The 18,630-nt window shown below is 60.9% G+C and carries 9 protein-coding genes; 2 read left to right on the forward strand and 7 right to left on the reverse strand.

Going from position 1 to position 18,630, the window contains the following annotated elements; genetic code table 11:
• Positions 1-89: 89 nt before the first annotated feature.
• A complete protein-coding gene (locus G5S37_RS00255; protein ID WP_165199580.1) occupies positions 90-1,172 on the reverse strand; it encodes an alkene reductase in 1,083 nt (360 codons plus the stop codon).
• A 214-nt stretch (positions 1,173-1,386) separates the two neighbouring features.
• Between G5S37_RS00255 and G5S37_RS00260 the strand changes: the two genes are divergently transcribed.
• Entirely contained in the window at positions 1,387-2,463 is a 1,077-nt protein-coding gene (locus G5S37_RS00260) for a L,D-transpeptidase family protein (protein WP_165199582.1), read from the forward strand.
• Positions 2,464-2,525: 62 nt separating this feature from the next.
• Here G5S37_RS00260 and G5S37_RS00265 read toward each other — a convergent pair whose 3' ends face one another.
• Positions 2,526-5,084, reverse strand: coding sequence for a patatin-like phospholipase family protein (locus G5S37_RS00265; protein ID WP_165199584.1), 2,559 nt, complete (start codon positions 5,082-5,084; stop codon positions 2,526-2,528).
• 235 nt (positions 5,085-5,319) lie between these two features.
• Here G5S37_RS00265 and G5S37_RS00270 point away from each other — a divergent pair, with 235 nt between their 5' ends.
• Complete coding sequence (locus G5S37_RS00270; RefSeq protein WP_165199586.1) at positions 5,320-6,861, forward strand: YifB family Mg chelatase-like AAA ATPase; 1,542 nt, start codon at positions 5,320-5,322, stop codon at positions 6,859-6,861.
• Positions 6,862-6,978: 117 nt separating this feature from the next.
• Here G5S37_RS00270 and G5S37_RS00275 read toward each other — a convergent pair whose 3' ends face one another.
• From G5S37_RS00275 to G5S37_RS00295, 5 genes are all read right to left on the reverse strand, one after another.
• Positions 6,979-9,084, reverse strand: a complete 2,106-nt coding sequence (locus G5S37_RS00275) for an ankyrin repeat domain-containing protein (RefSeq protein WP_165199588.1) — start codon at positions 9,082-9,084, stop codon at positions 6,979-6,981.
• 143 nt (positions 9,085-9,227) lie between these two features.
• Positions 9,228-13,973, reverse strand: coding sequence for an autotransporter domain-containing protein (locus G5S37_RS00280; protein WP_206026254.1), 4,746 nt, complete (start codon positions 13,971-13,973; stop codon positions 9,228-9,230).
• Between the two features lie 166 nt (positions 13,974-14,139).
• Positions 14,140-14,445, reverse strand: coding sequence for a hypothetical protein (locus G5S37_RS00285; protein ID WP_165199592.1), 306 nt, complete (start codon positions 14,443-14,445; stop codon positions 14,140-14,142).
• A gap of 5 nt (positions 14,446-14,450) precedes the next feature.
• Entirely contained in the window at positions 14,451-16,316 is a 1,866-nt protein-coding gene (locus G5S37_RS00290) for an ABC transporter ATP-binding protein (protein WP_165199594.1), read from the reverse strand.
• On the reverse strand, positions 16,313-18,277 hold the full coding sequence (locus G5S37_RS00295) for an ABC transporter ATP-binding protein (RefSeq protein WP_240914766.1): 1,965 nt from the start codon (positions 18,275-18,277) through the stop codon (positions 16,313-16,315). The genes G5S37_RS00290 and G5S37_RS00295 overlap by 4 nt, the downstream gene beginning before the upstream one ends.
• Positions 18,278-18,630 lie beyond the last annotated feature (353 nt).

Here is an 18,630-nt window from a genome sequence, read left to right on the forward strand (position 1 = left end):
AACAACTTAATCATAAAGACCACGCCACCCCATCCCGTGGCCGACCGGCCACACTTCTCTCCTCGGTGCGCGGGAAGGCTGCTTACTCGCTACGCAGCGGACAACGCCGGGTAGTCGATATACCCGCGCGCCTCGTGCGTGTAGAATGTCGTCGTGTCCGGAAGCGAAAGTTCCTTCCCGTGGCGCAAGCGCTCCGCGAGATCAGGGTTGCTGATGAACTGATGACCAAATGCCACCGCATCGAGCTTGCCCGTGCTGACGGCAGCCTCTGCTTCTTCACGGGTGTATCCCACATTCACAACGAGCACGCCCTGGAAGGCCTCACGTGCCACAGCGACGATGTCTGTGTCCGACTTCTGCACACCGAGGATGTCCGCCCGCATGAGGTGGAGATAGCCAATGCCACGCTCACCCAAGGCTGCCGCCACGTAGCGGGTGAGACCCACGGGATCGCTGTCGATCATGTCATTGTAGCTGTTGAGCGGTGAGATGCGCACGCCCACCTGCTTCTTGTCCCATACGGTGCAAACGGCATCCGTCACTTCCAGCAACAGGCGCGCCCGGTTCTCGACCGGACCGCCATAGGGACCGGTTCTCTTGTTCACCCCATCACGCAGAAACTCATCGAGGAGGTACCCATTGGCCCCGTGGATCTCAATGCCATCAAATCCTGCCGCTTTTGCATTTTCAGCCGCCTGGCGAAAGCCTTCGACGATGCCCGGCAATTCGTCATCGCTTAGTTCGCGCGGTACGACATAGGGCTTCGGACCTTCCGGTGTGTGCGTGTGGTCACCGGTGATGGCCAGGGCACTGGGCGCGACCGGTTGGGCACCGCCATTAAAATACGGATGACACGCGCGCCCTCCATGCCAAAGCTGCAGCCAAATGAGCCCGCCCCTGGCATGCACGGCGTCCGTCACCTTCTTCCAGGCAGCGACCTGGGCCGGTGAATAGATGCCCGGCTCGCGTCCGTTGAAGGCCGAGTTCCCCTCCATCACCATGGTGGCTTCCGCCACAATCAACCCTGCGCCGGCACGCTGGGCATAGTATTCCGCCATGATGTCCGTCGGCACGTGATCTGCATCTGCCCGGCAGCGGGTGAGCGGGGCCATGACGACGCGATTGGCCAGGGTAAGCGGGCCGAGCGAGAGGGGAGTGAATAGTGCTGACATGGATGTGATGGAGATAGGCAAAACGGTGACAAATACCGATGGAAGCAGCTACGCGCACCTTGGCACATCCAGACGCATGGAACAAATTTCCGGATGGCAGGAGTTTCCTAAAACCAAACCGCTGGGGGCATGGCAATCGTATCCCTCTGGGCACAGTGTTTGCATCAGGCGAAGACCGGTGTCACAAAGCTACAGCTCCGCACAAGAGTCTCCGATGAAAGGCCTCCACTTCGTTCTCCCAGCAGCTCTGCTCTTCGCAGCGACCACAGCTTTTGCATCACTTCCCAATCCCCTGCCCAAGGCGCCGGAACCTGTGGATGCCATCCTGCGCCTCCAGATTTTCCTGGATGGCAAACTCTTTGGCCCCGGAAAACTGGATGGCCGCCCGGGAGAATTCACCACCAAGGCGCTGAACCGCTACCAGCGCGCGCAGGGGCTCGCGGAGACGCCTTTGGAGTCGCACACGCTGGACCTTTCCGGAGTCTCCCAGCTCTACACCACCTACACCATCAAGGAGGAGGATCTGAAGTTCGTGGGCGATCTTCCCAGCCAGCCCTCTGCACAGAGCAAGAAGAAATACCTGCCCTACGACTCGCTGCTCGAGTTTCTCACCGAGCGCTTCCACTGCGCCCCTGAGCTGCTGGAGTTCATCAATCTCCCGATGAAGATGAGCCAGCTCAAACCGGGCGACACGGTGCGCGTGCCCAATGTAGAGCCTTTCCTGCTCGAAGAGCTGACTCCCATTGCGAGCCTGCCCGAGAATCCCGACTTCCTCTCGCGCGTGATCAAAATCGACACACGGGAGAAGATTCTCGATCTGTATGAGGGAGACAAGATTCTCGCCAGCCTGCCCATCACCCCCGGCAGCGGTTATCTCGCCACCCCGCCCGGCACGTGGCGCATCGTCGGCATCACCCAGATGCCCACCTTCCGCTGGGACAAGAGCGTGCTCGACTACGGCGTGCGCAGCAGCAACTACTACAACCTTCCCATCGGCCCGAACAATCCCGTGGGTGTCATGTGGATTGGCCTGAGCAAGCCTGGCATCGGCGTGCATGGCACCAATCAACCGCAGACCATTGGTCGCAGTGCCAGCCACGGCTGCATGCGCACGGCGAACTGGGATGTGGTGCGCCTCACCAAGATGATCACCAAGGGCATGACCGTGATCATTGAAGGCGAGAAAGCGACTCCACGACCGGTGTACGTGGAGAAGAGAACCCCGCAGCTCCCGCCGCCACCCGAACCGCCGAAGCGCCGCGGATTCTTTGACAGGCTGTTCGGGAGGTGAGGGAAGCGTGTGCGATAGCTCGCACCCGTACGCCACCGCCACCGCAGTCGCAGTCGCCGCGGCTACCGGTACTCCCAGGAGATTTCGTGATCGTATCCCGGCTCCAGTGCGAGGATCTTGAATGCAAGAAGGGTGGAGTCTTTCGCCAGGTACTCCGTGGTGAAGACGCCCTCTTTCGCGGTCTCAGGATGGTCACGCTGGTAGTAGATGTACCGGTACTTGTTGTACTCACGTCCTTTTGGCATGAGCACCCACTGCAGCAGCTCAGAGGTCTGGGCCTCGATGGCAAAGGTCATGCCCGTGGCAGCGTTGGAGCCGTACAAAAACAGTCCCGGAGACTGCACCTCGACCATCAACTCCATCGGCTTTCCACTCGGAACCTTGCTGAAATCAAACACCGCATCCCATCGGTAGTGGCCCTGCTCGTCGAGTGGCGCCCTCTGCACCTTGGCCTCCAGTGCTTGGGGCGGGAATCTCACTTGTCCCTCTGCCCCCGTTAGAATCAACCTCTCCCGGAAGAAGTGTTGATCCGTGTTCTCAGGCAGCTTCATCACCAGCAACCGCCGGTAGGTGTAGATTCTGGAGTCGGCCTTCCCTACCTCGCCAGGCTGCCAGCTCCGGAGGTCGGTGATGCGAGAGTCACTGAGAATTTTGTACCCGTGGAGATCGGGGACGGTAATGTCCTGTGTCTCCTCCACCTTCACCCCGGTCCACGGCTTTTGCGCTCCTTCGTCGAGAAGGTTTCCCAATCGTGCAAGGTCAGGGCTGCCCTGGGCAAAGGACAAGGTGAGGGTGTTGAGCCGCACCATCCGCTTGTAATACTGCAGCGACAGATAAGGCAGCAGCAGGACTATCGGCACCAGGATGGGCACGTAGACAAAGGTGACCCAATCACGCCGATCAAAAAAGGAGCTCCAGACCCGGCGATTTGCAGACCCCTGCAATTCCCTCGACTCATTCGTGGCCTCTGTCGGCGCCCGATCAGGGGTGACCGGATTCGCGTTTTCCCTCGCCTCGTCCGTCACAGGCCTGCGTTCCGGAATGGGCTCCCAAGGTGGAGTGTCCGGGAGGCTTTCGCCGAAGACGTCAGGCCGCGAACGGCAGATCTTCCTCGCCACGCAGTATCCATGACGCACCAGACTGCTGATCTCCAGAGGGGTGAAATGGTCCAGATCCGTGCGGATGTTCGCTGCCTGGCGCTGAATCTCCGGGTGGGGCGCGGTGGGATCCTCCTCCGGCTCGACGACCTCCGTGATACGGGCGAAAACAAAACCACCCGCTCCACGGAAGGTCTCGTTCTCCAACTGCCACACGCGGTCCATGAGAATGTCACTCGCACGCAGTGCGGTGCGGATGAGACCACCGCTATTGCCTTTCACCACCTTGATTTGCCGGCCCACATCACTCACCATCACGCAGTCAAAGCCACTCTGCAGACGCTGGAAACAGGGCTTTCCCGTCGCGCAGCGGAACGCCGTTTCCAGCAGGTGCCGGTTCAGCCAGACCTGATCTCCCGCATCCAGGCTCTGTCCACCCGTTCGGCTCGACAGCAGCAGCTCGGCTGCCGCAGCATCATCCGGCTTCAACCCCGCAAACAGCGCCTCATGCTGGAACTGGTAGTGACACATCACCGTGCCCAGCCGTGTGAGGATGGTATCGATGATGCTCCCAGAAGAATCGAACAGCTCCGGCTTCTCCAGCACTTCCTCCAGGGCACTCGCGAAACGATTCAAGGGGGAATCCTCTCCAGACTTCCCGGCTTCCTCCAGCAGCAGGGCCAATCGCTGCAAAGGCGTGTCTGCATCAGATACACTTGCCTCACGCAGTGCTTCCAGGGCGCCCCTCAAATCCACAAAGTCCTCCCGCACCAATTCCTCATCCGCGAGCATCTGTCTCTCGATGAAGCGAAAGACGCGCACGCCGAGATTGTCGTACACACCGCCATCGGTGTAGGCCTGCTTGCCAAACTCGCCACCGCTCACGCCCACTTCGGATCCGGTCAGCTCCAGCGGTGGGAAGAATCCGGGAAAAGCTGAGGACGCGGTCACCGCCATGGGCACCGTCGCGAGCCCGGTGTGGATCTTGTCCACGCGGAAGGTGTGACCACCTTGCCGGCGGACCATCGAAAGGCCATCGCGACTGAAGGAGCAGAGACAGCCCTCGCTCAGATTCGTGGTGAGGAGATGCAGCTTCGGACTCTGCGGAAGTTCGAAGAGGCTTACATCTCCGTAGAGAAATTTTTCATAGTGATGCTCCAGCAAGCCGGTGCGGGTGAGCTTCCGGTTGGACTTGCCCAGCAGCATGCGGCCCCAGCGCAGTGGAAACGTGAGAGGGAACCTGCGCAGGATGCGGCTCCGCACGTTCAGCCGGACAAACGAAAGGAACTCGGCTGCCACCTCCTCGAACTCCTCATCCGTGCCGCAGTAGCGCTTCCAGTTCAGCACCAGATGGGCGGAGAAGATGCTCCCACCCGACACCGAGGCAATGTGGGTGACCCGCGACAACAACCCCGCGTCTCGAAGGAACCGAACCAGTCCCAGATGATAAAGGCTGGCGCGGAACCCACCTCCAGACAACGCGAGACCAATCCTCTTCATGATGATGGCATGCCTGAACGGCATCTGGCGACACCGCACCACGAGTCCGCCGCAACGAGGCGTCCCCAGGGGCTTGTGGAAGTGTGGTAGTCCGGTTTGATAAGATAAGGCGCCAGTGTCCCCCATACCGTGCCTCCCGCGCCATGGGACGAAGGTCCCACCACAGACTTTGGCAGGCTTGCGCCAGGTTCGTTGGTTCCGCGAATCGCGAACGGTTGATGCAGACGCCAATGCAACGTGCTAATCGTGGCACCGTCCCATGATTGCGAGAACCTTTTCAGCAACCCTGCTCGGCGTGAATGCCGTGGAGGTAGAGATCGAGTGTCATCACGCCGAGGGGAACAACTTCCGCATCACCGTGGTGGGACTGCCAGATACTGCGGTGAAGGAGGCGCGGGACCGGGTCATTGCCGCGGTGACCAGCAGCGGATTCTACATGCCCTTCAGCGGGTATGTCACCTTCAACCTGGCGCCGGCGGATCTGCCGAAGCAGGGCCCCGCATTCGACCTGCCTCTCGCACTGACGGCGATTGCCGGGCGCGAAGGCATCGCGGCAGAGCGCCTGCTGGAATGTTGCATTGTGGGTGAGCTGGCCCTCAATGGCGAGCTGCGTCCGGTGCGTGGTGTGCTTGCCATTGCGCAATCGGCTCGCGACAAGGGACGCAAGCAGTTGATTCTGCCCAAGCGCGTGGCCGTCGAGGCCAGCGTGGTCCAGGGAATTGAGATCATTGGCGTGAATGATCTGCGCGAGGCAGTGCAATATCTGAAAGGTGAAAAAGCCATCGAACCTGAGCCCTGCCGTGCCGCCGAGTACTTCCAAGCGCATGCCATCTACGGCATCGACTTCAACGAGGTGAAGGGCCAGCAGGATGCGAAGCGCGCCATCGAAGTCGCGGTGGCAGGCGGGCACAATCTCCTGATGGTCGGCCCGCCCGGCACCGGCAAGTCCATGCTGGCCAAGCGCATTCCCACCATCATGCCCGGCATGAGTGAGGAGGAGGCGATCGACACCACGAAGATTCACAGCGCCAGCGGCCTGCTGAGCGACAATTGCGCCTTCATCGCCACCCGCCCCTTCCGTCCCCCGCACCATACCATCAGCGATGCGGGCCTGCTCGGCGGCGGCACCAATCCCGGCCCCGGTGAAGTGAGCCTCAGCCATCATGGTGTATTATTTCTGGATGAGCTGCCCGAGTTCCGCCGCTCCACGCTGGAGGTGATGCGCCAGCCGCTGGAGGATGGGAAAGTCACCATCAGCCGCGCCGTCGGCACGGTCACCTTCCCCGCACAATTCATGCTGGTCGCCGCCATGAATCCCTGCCCCTGCGGCTACTACGGTGACCTGAAACGCGAGTGCCGTTGTGGTCCTGCGCTCATCCAAAAATACCGCCAGCGCATCAGCGGCCCGCTTTTGGACCGTATCGACTTGCACGTGGACGTCCCGGCGGTGGACTTCAAAACGCTCTCCTCCCAGGAGCATGCCGAGACTTCAGAAGACATCCGTGCCCGCGTGGAAAAGGCCCGCGCCATCCAGCGGGAACGTTTCAAACCGGAGCGCGGCATGCATACCAATGCGAGCATGACCCCGCGCCTGATCCGCAAGCACTGCGAACTCAATGCCGAGGCTTCCGGTTACCTGGAGCACGCCATGAACGGGAGCAACTTCAGCGCCCGCGCCCATGACCGCATCCTGAAAGTGGCACGGACGCTCGCGGACCTGCATGGTTCAGAAAAAGTCGAAGGAGACCACCTGCTGGAAGCCATCAACTACCGCACGCTCGACCGCGCGTTGTGGAGTTGAAACCGATCGGGGAAGCGGCGGAGGGATGCTCAGCAAGAGCAGTGTTCAGAAGCAACTCGCTCCACGCCACCCCAGCACCTTCCGCCCGCCCCTCTCAATCGGTCTGACCTGAAGGGATCACCGCTTGATTACCACCTTCGCCGCCTTCTCCACCGCAGCGATCGTCCGTTCAAAGGGGGTGGAGCATCCTTGCTGCGTGCAGGCGTCCTGCATCAGGTCACTGAGGTGCTTGGCTTCGCCCGCAGCATTGCCCGCAGGTGGATTCGGATTGGCGCCTGCAGCCACGAGCATCTCGATGACATTCGCGTTGCCGCCCGGATTCCGCGTGAAGACGGCGGTGGTCACTAAAGCCAGCTGCATCCCGTCTTCCCCCTCTGAAGGCTCTGTTCCTGGCAGATGGTCCGAGGCGGCGAATGCTCCTGCCTCCAGCAACAGCTTCACGCATCTCTCGAAGTCCGGCGCGGGTCGCTGGTCGTCGTAGGGATGCGAATTCAACACCGCACTCCACAGCGGTTGCTTCAGGTCGCTTGTGTCATCCCGTTTGCCACGATGAGCGAGGAGTTCGGCGAGCGCCTCGTGCTGCCCCTCGGAGGCGGCCGCATCGAAGGCATTCTCCTCGGGGCTCGGCGCGAGTGGCACGCCTTTCCTGAGGGCCACGCGTAAGGCATCCAGCTCACCCAGGCGGGCCGCTGCCGGCAATGCGGCCTTCCAGAACTCCGGCTTCTCGGCAAAGGAGGGTGCCGCCTGCAAAAGCTCGCGCACCTTCGCACCGTCTTTCATCGCGAGGTGGAACGCGAGGTCGGAGACGCCCTTCGCGCCTGCTTCCCGCAGAATCTTCGCCACGTCTGCGTGGCGGTTCATGATGGCGTTCTGGAGCAGACCTCCCGACCACTCGCATGCGTTGGGGTCAGCCCCGTGCTTGAGCAGGACTTTCGCCACCTTGGGCGAGCCGTGGATCGTGCAGACCTGCAGCGGAAAGATCTGGAAGTCGGGCGACGCGCCCCATTGCCCCTTCTCGTTGGCTTTCGCGCCATGCTTCAGCAGTACTTCCGCCGCCTCGGCCTGATCAATGTGCGCCGCTGCGATCAGCGCTCTCTGGGCCGCGGCGGGATCCATCTTGCCGCGCGCTTCGATCACCGCCTCCATCACACCAACGGAAGCATGCTGGTAGACCATGTCGTTGAAGAGCGCGTCTCCACCCTCTACCTTCGCGCCTGCAGCGATCAGCTTGCGGGCGATCTCCGCGTTCGGCGCGCCAGAGAGCGGTGCCCGGCCAAACTCGTCCACACAGTTGGGATCCACGCCGGCGGCGAGCAGCAGTTCGACCGTGCGCGCGTCTCCCGCGTCAAAGAGGAGGTTCTGTTTGTGGTCGCCGATCATCTTCGGATCGAGCCCTTGCTTCAGCATCCACTCGACCATGTCCGCCCCACCGTAGCGGGCGATATAGGTGAGAATGCTCACATCACGCCCGAAGAGCCTGGCATGCACGTTCGCTCCACTCGCCTTCAGCAGTTCTGCGATGGCTACGGACTTGGTGAGGCAGAGCGGTGTGTAGTCCCAGCCGGGATGCTTCGGCTGATCCACGGCCGCCCCACGATCAAGCAGCAGCCGCACCGCTTCGATCTGGCTCTTGACCGCAGCTTGGGTCAGCGGCGTGTGCCGGCTTGTGGCCACGCAGTTCACGTTCACACCCGCATCGAGCAGCCGCCGCATGGTCGCCACATCGCCCTTGCCTGCGGCCGCAACGAGTTCGTCCTGATTGGCCCGTTGCCGCCGCGTCTCGGTGGCCCGCCGCATGACCCACTCCGCCATCTCCGCGTCACCGGCATCGCGCCGGCCTTCCAGGCGGGCGGGATCGAGCCAGCTTGCGAGCATGGCATCGATCATCTCCTTGCGTCCGCCTCGAACCGCCTCCGTGAGCAACGCGTCGTCCGGCTGCCAGTCCTTGCCCACGAGTGTCTTGCGCAGTTCACCCAGCAGCACCGTGAAGGCCGGCAGTTCGCCGTCGCGCACCAGTCCGTCGAGTAGTCCCTTGGCACTGGTGTCATCGAACGAGCGCTTTTCCAATGACTTCGTGATGAGCCGGGAGACCTCCGCGGCATCACCCGCGCGTGCCGCTGCGAGGAGGGAGGCCTCGAGCTTCGTGGGTTCCGGAGTCGCAGCCGCTCCGGCAGCCACGGAAAAAAGCAGAAGGACGGCGGAAAGGAGAGTGCGTGTCTTCATGGCGATCACGCGGAGGATACTCGATCCCAAAAGCGATGGCATAGTAAAAAAACGTCCCAGCATTTCGCACAGGAGGGCCTCCGGAAGCGGCGGAGGGATGCTCAGCAAGTGCAGTGTTCAGAAGCTATACGCTCCATGCCGGCCTAAAACATCCAGTTCACACTGACGGACACCGTGTGCTGCGCATCATCGTTGCGCCCGAAGTTCGCGTGGTAATACACACTGGTCGTCAGGATCTCTCCCATTAAAAAGTTCAGGCCTACTCCGACATACATCGCATCCTTCCCCGGCTCCTCCGTCACATAGCTGAAATCAGGTCCGCTGCCGCCGTTGAGCGCCGCGTTCATGCGCTCCCCTCCCTGAAGGAACTCATGCTCCCAGAACGCCCGCAACTCCGGGATCACTGTCAGTCGCTCACTTACCTTCAGCGTATACGCAATCCTTCCCCCCAGATACGTGCGCAGACTTTCCTCCTCCGCATCCCTCACCCGCAGATCCAATGTGTCCGCTCCGCTTTCCGTGAACTCGTCGACTTGCAGCTTCGTGTACTGCGCGCTCAACGACGGCCCGAACGTGAAGTTCCCCGCGTGAAAGTCATACCCTGTCCCCAGCAACGTGAAAAACTCCGTCCCATCCGGATCACTTCGCGCCGTGCGATCGAGCGTCGCCCACTCGATCGCCCGCTTTACACTGTAATCGGTCGTGCCACCACCCACCGCTCCGCTCGCATAGAACCCCTCGTAGTCAAAGGTCGCATACCCGCCAAAGCGCACACTCTCCAGATCCGTGTCCCCTCCATGGTCATAGTCGCCCCATCCTTCCTGGTAGCTTGCAAAGAGCCCCAGCGACACATGTTCGCCCACCGCAAAGTCCGCTCCCACCATGAAGGTCCCGCTCTCGAAATCCTCTCCCGGGTTCAGACTCAGCCCACCTTCGGAAAACAGCCCGCTTCCCTGCATCCACGCATTCCACTGCGGTGCTTGGGTAATCGCCACCTGGGGCTGCACTGGCGCCACGTTCTTCGTGCCCTTGGCGCTGACGGGGGCAGCAGGTGCGGCAGGCGCCGATGCCGGCGGTTTCATGCCCAGTCTTCTTGAACTGAGCTGCTGGAACAGCATCTGCCCCTGGCTCTGGCTCAACTCAATCCCGGTGCTCAGTGCCGCTTCGTAATACCCCGGCATGATCGCTTCAAAAGCCGCCGGGTACTGCTCCGCCGTGAGCAAGTCCAATGCGAGCGTCAGCGCCCCGATGTCCCCGTCCTCAATGCCGATCCAGCGATCCAGCGCGTGTGCCACACGGGTTTGATTGGGAGTCTCCGCCACCAGCGTGTAGCTCGTCGGAGCCACCAGCAGGATGCCGATGTGTCCGGCATTGATAAACCGTCCGCGGAAGAGGTCATCTTCCGGCATGAGGATCTCATCAAAGGTGCCCACGATCCTCCCCGCCTGCAGGAAGGGCACCTGCTGGCCGTAGCTCAGGGTGCTCCCGCGGTAGTTGCGAATGTCCAGCGTGCCGTCGACCCTCGCCGTGCCACTGACCACCAGCCGGTCGAAGACCTTCTCGCTCGCAATCTCAATCTGCAGGGTGCTGGACTTCCTCTGGGTGTAGTTGCCGATGATCGTCAGCGTGCCGGGAGAGTTTCCGGGCGCCACCGTGCCGGAATTAAACACATCACCGAGGATGACGCCGCTGCCGCCGAGAAGGCCGCCGCGGAAGACATTGACGCGGCCGGCCTCGAAAGTGCCGTTCACGAACAGAGCGCCCTGATGGATGTTCGCGCTGCCGCCGATCTGAAGCACGGTGTTGGTTACAAGCGTGCCGCCGCCGTTCTTGTGGAAGTCGCCTGGCACGAGGATCTGGCCGCCGTTGATAGAAGCGCGACCACCGTTCACCGTGAAGTTGCCATCGGTCACCGTCAGGGTGTTGAACACCTTCAAGGAACTGCCGGAATTGAAGATGAGAGATTTGACGGTATTGCTGCGGAAGAGCGACGCGGTCCGGACCCGGCCATTCAGAAGGAAGTCGGCGTTGAGCGGGGTAGCGGTGGGGAAGTCGTTTTCGATCAACGGCCCGCTGATCACTCCGCCCTCGAAGTATGCATAGTACAGTTGCGTTTGATCCTGATTCAATAGAAACCGACCCTCGGCACCGATAGCGCTCAATAGATTCAGATCCCATGGATGGCTCGCGTCCAGACCATCGATAAGCGGGTGGATCTGGAATTGTTGGGTACCAAGATTATTGAAAGTGAACAGGGTCGGCGCCGTGAGCGAGGCCAGACCATCCGTGACGGTGATATGATCGGAAACACCACCGTCAGCGAGATCCATGAGCACACCTCCGCCCGTAAGGGACAGGCTTGCCACCGTCACTGCCTGTACCGTGCCCACATTCCCTGGACTGAATTTCCCCCCGGCTAGATGCAATCCGGTGTTGGCAATGGAACCGATGACGTTGAGGGTGCCTGCATTGACATACGTGGCTCCAGTGTAGGTGTTCACTCCCGCGAGTGTCGTCTGACCACTGCCGATATAGTGAACCTGGGTGCTGCCCGTAATGAGTACCGGTGCCCCAGTCGAGGTGCCATCCTTGGTGAAATAGTAGTCCGCCTCGGTGTGATTGAAGTTCAACACAGCTGCGTCAAGGACAACCCCCTGGACTTCTGCGGCGTTGAGCACGCCTGCACTGGCACCCTTGCCGATGTTCAACACACCGCTGGAGCCTGCGGAAGACCCCAGATAAAGAACCCCCGCACCTGCATTCACATTCACCTTGCCACCGTTCTCAACGTTCAGTGTCCCGGTGCCCCAGGCGCCCACAGTAAGATCACCGCCATCCGACCATGTGGAACCAACTCCCGTCACGGTGACAGTCCCCACAGAACCAGTCTGGAAACCAATGATGCCATTCAAAGACAAAACACTGCCGCCATTCCGGATGTTCAACACCCCGTTGTCTCCCGATACGCTCCCAACGTAGACCCCGGAGTCCGGATGACTGATCGAGCCTCCATCAATGGTAAGAGTACCAAAACGCACCGTGGTGCCGCCGGCATAAGTATTCACTCCGGTAAGCACGATTTCCCCGTCGCCCGTCTTGGTCAATGCACCATCACCGATGAGTGGAACCGCAAGCGTGGCTACAAGTCCTTCATCGATTCGGAACTCCGCTCCACCGGCCGCCAGTGACAAGGATCCACCACCATTGCTTTCGGTCAGGAAATAGCCACCCGTGCTGAAATGCAGCCCACGAATGGTATGGGTGCCGTCCACCTCGACCGTGCCGGAACTCCCGCTGAATACCGCGGTCAGCTCAGCCCACAGCGCCTGACCAAGGCCATCGCCATTCGTCCAGTTGTAGTCCGTCGCATTCCATGTGCCGCTCCCCCCATGAACCACGCCGTCCAGAGGTGGCCCCACGCCATCCCAGAACTGAAGACCCGTGTAGTCGGCAAACAAATTAACCTGATGTGCCGCAGACGTATCCACCGTGATGTTATAACCCGCCAGGAGATTGCCAAGAGTGAGACCTTGATCCACCAGCGCTCCATCGTAGTTCATGAGCCGGTATGGAACGCCAGCGACAAATCCACCGGCATCGGTGACGTTAAGAACCCCATCCAACACCAGGTTTCCCGTGGAACCCGAACCATTCAGATCGGCTACCACATCGATGAGATCGCTGTTCACACCGGAAACACCCAGTTCGAAGTCCAGCTGTGATCCGTTGTTCAAGGCCAGTTCTCCCATGGTCAGCGTGCCGGGACTGTTACCCGCAGCAAGGATCCCACCATCCGCCACCGTAACTGCCCCGATGATGGAACCGGAACCGCTCAGCGTGCCCCCGCTGTGGACCGTGGTCGCAGAGTTGATCGAACCATTCACGCTCAGGACGCCACCATTGATCGTCGTGGTTCCGTTATAGGTGTTCACGCCCGTGAGCGTCAGCATGCCTGTGCCCGTAGTGCCCCCGTCCTGGGTGAACGTGCCCGTACCGCTGATGATGCCTCCATAGGTCAGAACATCGCTGTTGTTGAAAACCAGCGCGCCATCATTGGTTATATTGCCCGAGATGGAACCCGTGGCACCGCCGTCGCCGATCTGAAGGGCACCCGCATTGATGGTGGTGACACCGCCCAAGGTACTATCCCCGGTGAGGGTGAGCGTGCCGACGCCCTGCTTGGTGAGTGTACCGCTGCCGGTGATATCACCATCCAAGCCAATATCCGTGCTCACATCGAAGACCAGCGAGGCATCGTTGAACACATCACCAACGATGCTGCCCATCGCTCCACCGGCGCCAATTTGCAGGATGCCGTTCTGAATCGTCGTGCCGCCCGTATAAGTGTTGGCCCCCGTTAGTATGGTTTTGCCACTGCCAAGCTGATACACTTTCGTGCTTCCCGAAATCAATACCGCCGCGCCTGTCGAGGCACCATTCGCACTGAAGTAGTAGTCGGCATTGTTGTGGTTGAAGTTCAGCACCGCCGTGCCCTCGCCTCCATGGACGTTATAGACATTGAGCACCCCCGCCGCACCGCCCGCGCCAATGTTCAGGATTCCTGTGCCCCCCGCCCACCTGCCAAGTGTCACTTGCTCTGCCATGTTCACCGTGCCGCCGTTCTGGATGTTCAGCGTGCCCGTGCTGCCCCCGGTGGCGTCTCCCACCACAAGCAAGCTGTCGTTCGTCCAGGTAGAACCGGGCCCATCCACCGTCACTGTTGCGGTTGATCCTGTAGATCTGGCGATTAAAGCATGCGACGCATTCGTAACCGTGCCGCCAAGGAGGATGTTCAGAGTGGCCGTCCCTCCCGTCGAGGAACCTATATCAAACCCACTCGGAAAGCCGCTGGCTTTGGTGTTCGCCCATACCGCAGAGGGCCCCACCACGTTCACCGTGCCGCCACCTCCTGACAGACCATCTCCTAAGATAAAGTTACTCGTGAAAGCAGCACCAGTAATAACGGCCGTACCTTGGCTTACGCGCGTGTCCGTGTTTGTGTCAGGCACAACCCCATTTGACCACCTGGTGGGATCCGACCAGAGAGCGGTGACGTTATCCTTCCAGTAGACCCCGAATATGAGTTGTTGAGCGGAAGCCTGGGTGGAGGTCAATAACAGCAAGAGGAACCCAACGCTGAACACCGAGGACAGACGGCTCCGGAAAAGAATCCGCCAAATGGAATGCATTGGAGCAAAAGGCGAATGGCATGGATTCATAAGCATAAGGAGCCTGCTTTTCCTCTCCACCAAAGAGCTTGGAGAAGATGTATCTAAAAATCATCACAAACATAAAATCGTGCAAAAAGTCAATTTTTATACTTTGTCGCGCAATTGGATAAATAATGATTTGTCGATGCATCTGCCCTAAGCGCCAACAACCCCTACATCCAGCATGTGCTCCACCTGTTCATTCCTGAACTGCTGCGTGTACAGGGCATGGTAGTGCCCGTGGGCGGTCATCAGTTCGCCATGCGTGCCGCTTTCCACAATGCGGCCTTTCTCGATAACTAGAATGCGATCCGCTCCGCGAATCGTGGAGAGACGGTGGGCGATGACGAAGCTGATACGGCCCTCGAAGATGGCCTTGAGCCCCTGCTGGATGAGCTGCTCCGTCTCCGTGTCGATGGAGGAGGTGGCCTCGTCCATGATGAAAATACGCGGATCCGCCAGCAGCGCCCTGGCGAAGGATACGAGCTGCTTCTGCCCGGTAGAGAGTCGGTTTCCTCCCTCACCCACGTCGGTGTCATAGCCCTTCTCCAGGGCACGGATGAAGCTGTCCGCATTCACGCTTCGGGCAGCTGCCTCCACCTCGGCATCGGTCGCATCCAGCCTGCCATAGCGGATGTTCTCCCGCACGGTGCCACTGAAGAGGTGAGGCCCCTGGAGCACGATACCGAGATTGGAATGGTACCACTCCAGGCTGCGGTCGCGGAGATCCCGTCCATTCACCAGGATACGCCCGCCCGTGGGCTCGTAGAATCGCGCGGCGAGGTTCACGATGGTGCTCTTCCCTCCGCCACTCGCCCCTACCAGAGCAATGGTCTGGCCAGCCTCCACCGTGAGGTTAAAGTCCTGCAACACCGGCTCTCCCGTCTGGTAGGAGAAGTCCACGTGATCAAAGGTCACGCTGCGGATCTCCCGTTCGTATCCGTCCGGCGCCACATCTACAGGCCGGTCAGGACGATCCCACTCGCGCAGTCGCACCTGCACCTCCTCGTGATCGCGGATCTCCGGCATGGTGGCCAGCAGGCTCAGCACGCGCTCACCCGCAGCCTGCGCACCCTGCATCTGCACCAGCGTCTGCGCGATCTGGTTGATGGGGTTGAAGAACTGACCGGCATAGAAGATGAACGCCACCAGCGTCCCCAGACTCAGGGAGCCGCTCAACACATCCGCACCGCCACGCCACAGGGCAATGCCCGCGGCCACGCTACCCAGGGTGAGCACGATGGGAATGTACACCGCGGACTGCAGGGCGTTCTGGATGGAGACGCCATACATCTGGGTGGACAGCACCTCGAACTCCCGCTGGTTCTCGCTTTCCCGTACGAGCGACTTCGTGGTGCGCAGGCCCTGCAGTTCCTCGGCGTAAGAGGCGGTGATCATGGAGTTGTACTTCCTCGTCTCACGTGAACTGAGGAGCAGCTTCTTCTGAAACACCGCACTCACCCACACCAGCGGCGGCACGACCGAGAGCACCAGCAGGCCCAGCAGCGGCTGCATGATCACCATCACCACAGCGATGATGAACACGAGACACACGGCCCAGAGCACATCCAGCGTGCCCCACGCGATGATGCGGGCCAGCTTGTCACAGTCGGAGGTCAGCCTGGAAATCAACCAGCCGGTGGGCCGATGGTCAAAATAGGCAAACTCCAGCTCCTGGAGCTTCTTGAAGCACTCCTGCCGGATGTCGTGGCTCATGTTGTTGGAGAGCCCGCCTGCCGCGTTGATGAACATCCATACCCCGATGGAAAGCGCGAGGGCCACCACGAAGTACACGGTCGCATAGGGCCACAGGTTTACCTGCTGTTGCTGCTGCTGGGCCACGGCATCTACTGTCCAGCGGGTCACCAGGGCGAAGCTGGCATCGCAGATGGCGATGCCCACCGCAGCGATGGCCAGAGGAGTCAACAGCCGCTTGTAGGGCAGCGCATGGCGGAACACGCGGCCCCAAAGCTTGAGATCAAGCTTCTCACTGAAGACATCTTCCTGAGGTTCGTTTTTCATCGGCTGGCAGGGAAAGGAGTTGAGGTCGGGGCAGTAGTGGCTGCGGGGGCGGCTGTGGCGAGTCGCTCGTCTTCGAGGATCTCTTCCTGGGCCGCGTTTTGAATGGTCCAGAGGCGTCGATAGAGCCCCTCTTGTTTCAGAAGGTCCTCGGGGCGGCCTTCCTGGATGATGCGGCCCTTGTCGAGCACGATGACGCGGTCAGCATGGGCCAGGGTGGAGAGCCTGTGGGCGATCACCAGCGTGGTGCGCTGGCCGTGGCGGCTGAGCAGCGCGTGCAGGATATTGGCCTCCGTCTCCGCATCCACCGCGCTCAGCGCATCGTCCAGCAGCAGCACCGGCGTTTCCCGCAAGAGAGCGCGAGCCAGGGCCACACGCTGACGCTGACCACCAGAGAGCGTGACTCCGCGCTCACCTACCAGGGTTCCATAGTCGGCGGAGAAGGTGTTGATGGTATCGTGGATGTCCGCCAGTCTCGCCGCCTCCTGGATTTCCTCCTTGGCCGCGCCATCGCGTCCCAGGCGGATGTTCTCGCCGATCGTCTTGGAGAACAGGAAGGGCTCCTGCATCACCACGCTGAACTGCGAACGCACCCACTGGCGATCCAGCGTGGTGAGTTCCTGACCATCGAGGTGGATGGAGCCGGAGCGATAGTCATAGAGCCGCAGCAGCAGGTGCATGATGGTGGATTTCCCGGAACCCGAGGGTCCCAGGATCGCCAGCGTTTCACCCGGCCGCACCGTGAAGCTGATACCGTTCAGCGCCGCGCTCTTGCCATCGTGGTCGAACACCAGATCCCGCGCCTCGATCCCGCCCCGGAAGGGCTCGGGATGCACTCCGGCGGGCTCCGGCTTGCTTTCCTCCGGCTCGCTGAGGATCTCGCCCATGCGGTTCAGTGCCACGGTGGCCTTGCCCAGATCCGTGAGCGTGCGTCCCATCTGGCGCACCGGCCAGAGGAGCATGTTCAGGAACATGATGAAGGCGAACAACGTGCCCACGGTCAGCGTCCCCTGGGAGATGAACCACGCCCCGGCAATGAGGACGATGCCCTGCTGGATGAGCACAATGAGATCGGAGGTGGACCAGTACCACGCCATGAGGCGCAACAGGCGCAGGCTCCGATCCCGATAGAGCTTGTTGGGTGCTGCAAACTTGTCGATCTCAAAGCTCTGTCGCGCAAAAGCCCGCACCACGCGCAGGCCGGTCAGGTTCTCCTGCACCACGCGAGTCACCTGGCCTTCTGCCTCATCCACTTCGCGGAAAAGGTGTTTCACCCGCCCTACATAGATGTAGCCGAAGAGCACGATCGGCACCACAAGGACGAGGGAGAGCGCTGTCATGCGGCCATCCAGCAGCAGCATCACCGGCAGGGCCGTGAGCAGCAGCAGGATGGCATTGCTGATGTCCACCACCTGGGTGGAGAGTGCCAGGCGCAGGGTTTCCACATCCGAGGTGCAGCGCTGGATCAGATCGCCTGTCTCGGCGTGGTCATGGTACCGCGTGGGCAAGCGCTGCAGATGGTCATACAGCCGGTCCTTCAGCCGCCGGACAATGCCATCCGAGGCCTGCGCGGCAAACCTGCCCTTCAGGTAGCTGAAGATGCCAGCAAGCACCGTCAGCCCCACCATGACGAGCGCCGGCAACCACAGATGGGCGCGCACGAGTTCCGGCCCACCCATCCAGGAGACCAACAGGCCCGAGAGCTCCGCCTCCGGCGCCGCCTTGGCCGCCGTCACTCCGGGCAGCACCCCGGAAGTCAGGGCAAAGTCGATCGTCGCACTGCCCACGAGCGGGATGAGGTAGTTGATAGCCGTGAAGACCAGCAACGCAGCAATGGCCAGCGCATACTGGCTGCGGAAACCTTGCATGAGGCTCCAGAGCAGAGCCGCAGGTGCCAGCTTGGGAGTTCCTTGCGTTTTCGGTTGGACAGGCTTCGTGGCCGGGCCACTGGATGAATTTTCCATTTCCTTGGGAGTGAAAGGTTTCTAGGCGGGACTGGGGCAAAAATAACGAACCAGCAGGAAGGATGAATGGAGGGCAGGCGAACGAATGAATGAACGGACGAAGAGGCGACGGAAGGACAAGGAGCGAGGGCGAGAGCGGGAGAGGAAGGGCGGGAACAATCGTTCCACGGGGAGTCTGCGAGCCGGGCAGAAGAAGGCATTCCTTCCAAGACGAGAGTCTGATTCTTTCGAGGTCGACTCGGTTTACTGGTCCTTCAGTCCGCCGCCCGCATTGGGTTTTGGGGTGGAGCAGCCCGGTCTGAAACCGGAACCGAATCTGAGTCTGGCTGGACGAATCTCGAAAAGGGACTCAG

The organism is Roseimicrobium sp. ORNL1, from assembly GCF_011044495.1.
Lineage (GTDB): Bacteria > Verrucomicrobiota > Verrucomicrobiia > Verrucomicrobiales > Verrucomicrobiaceae > Roseimicrobium.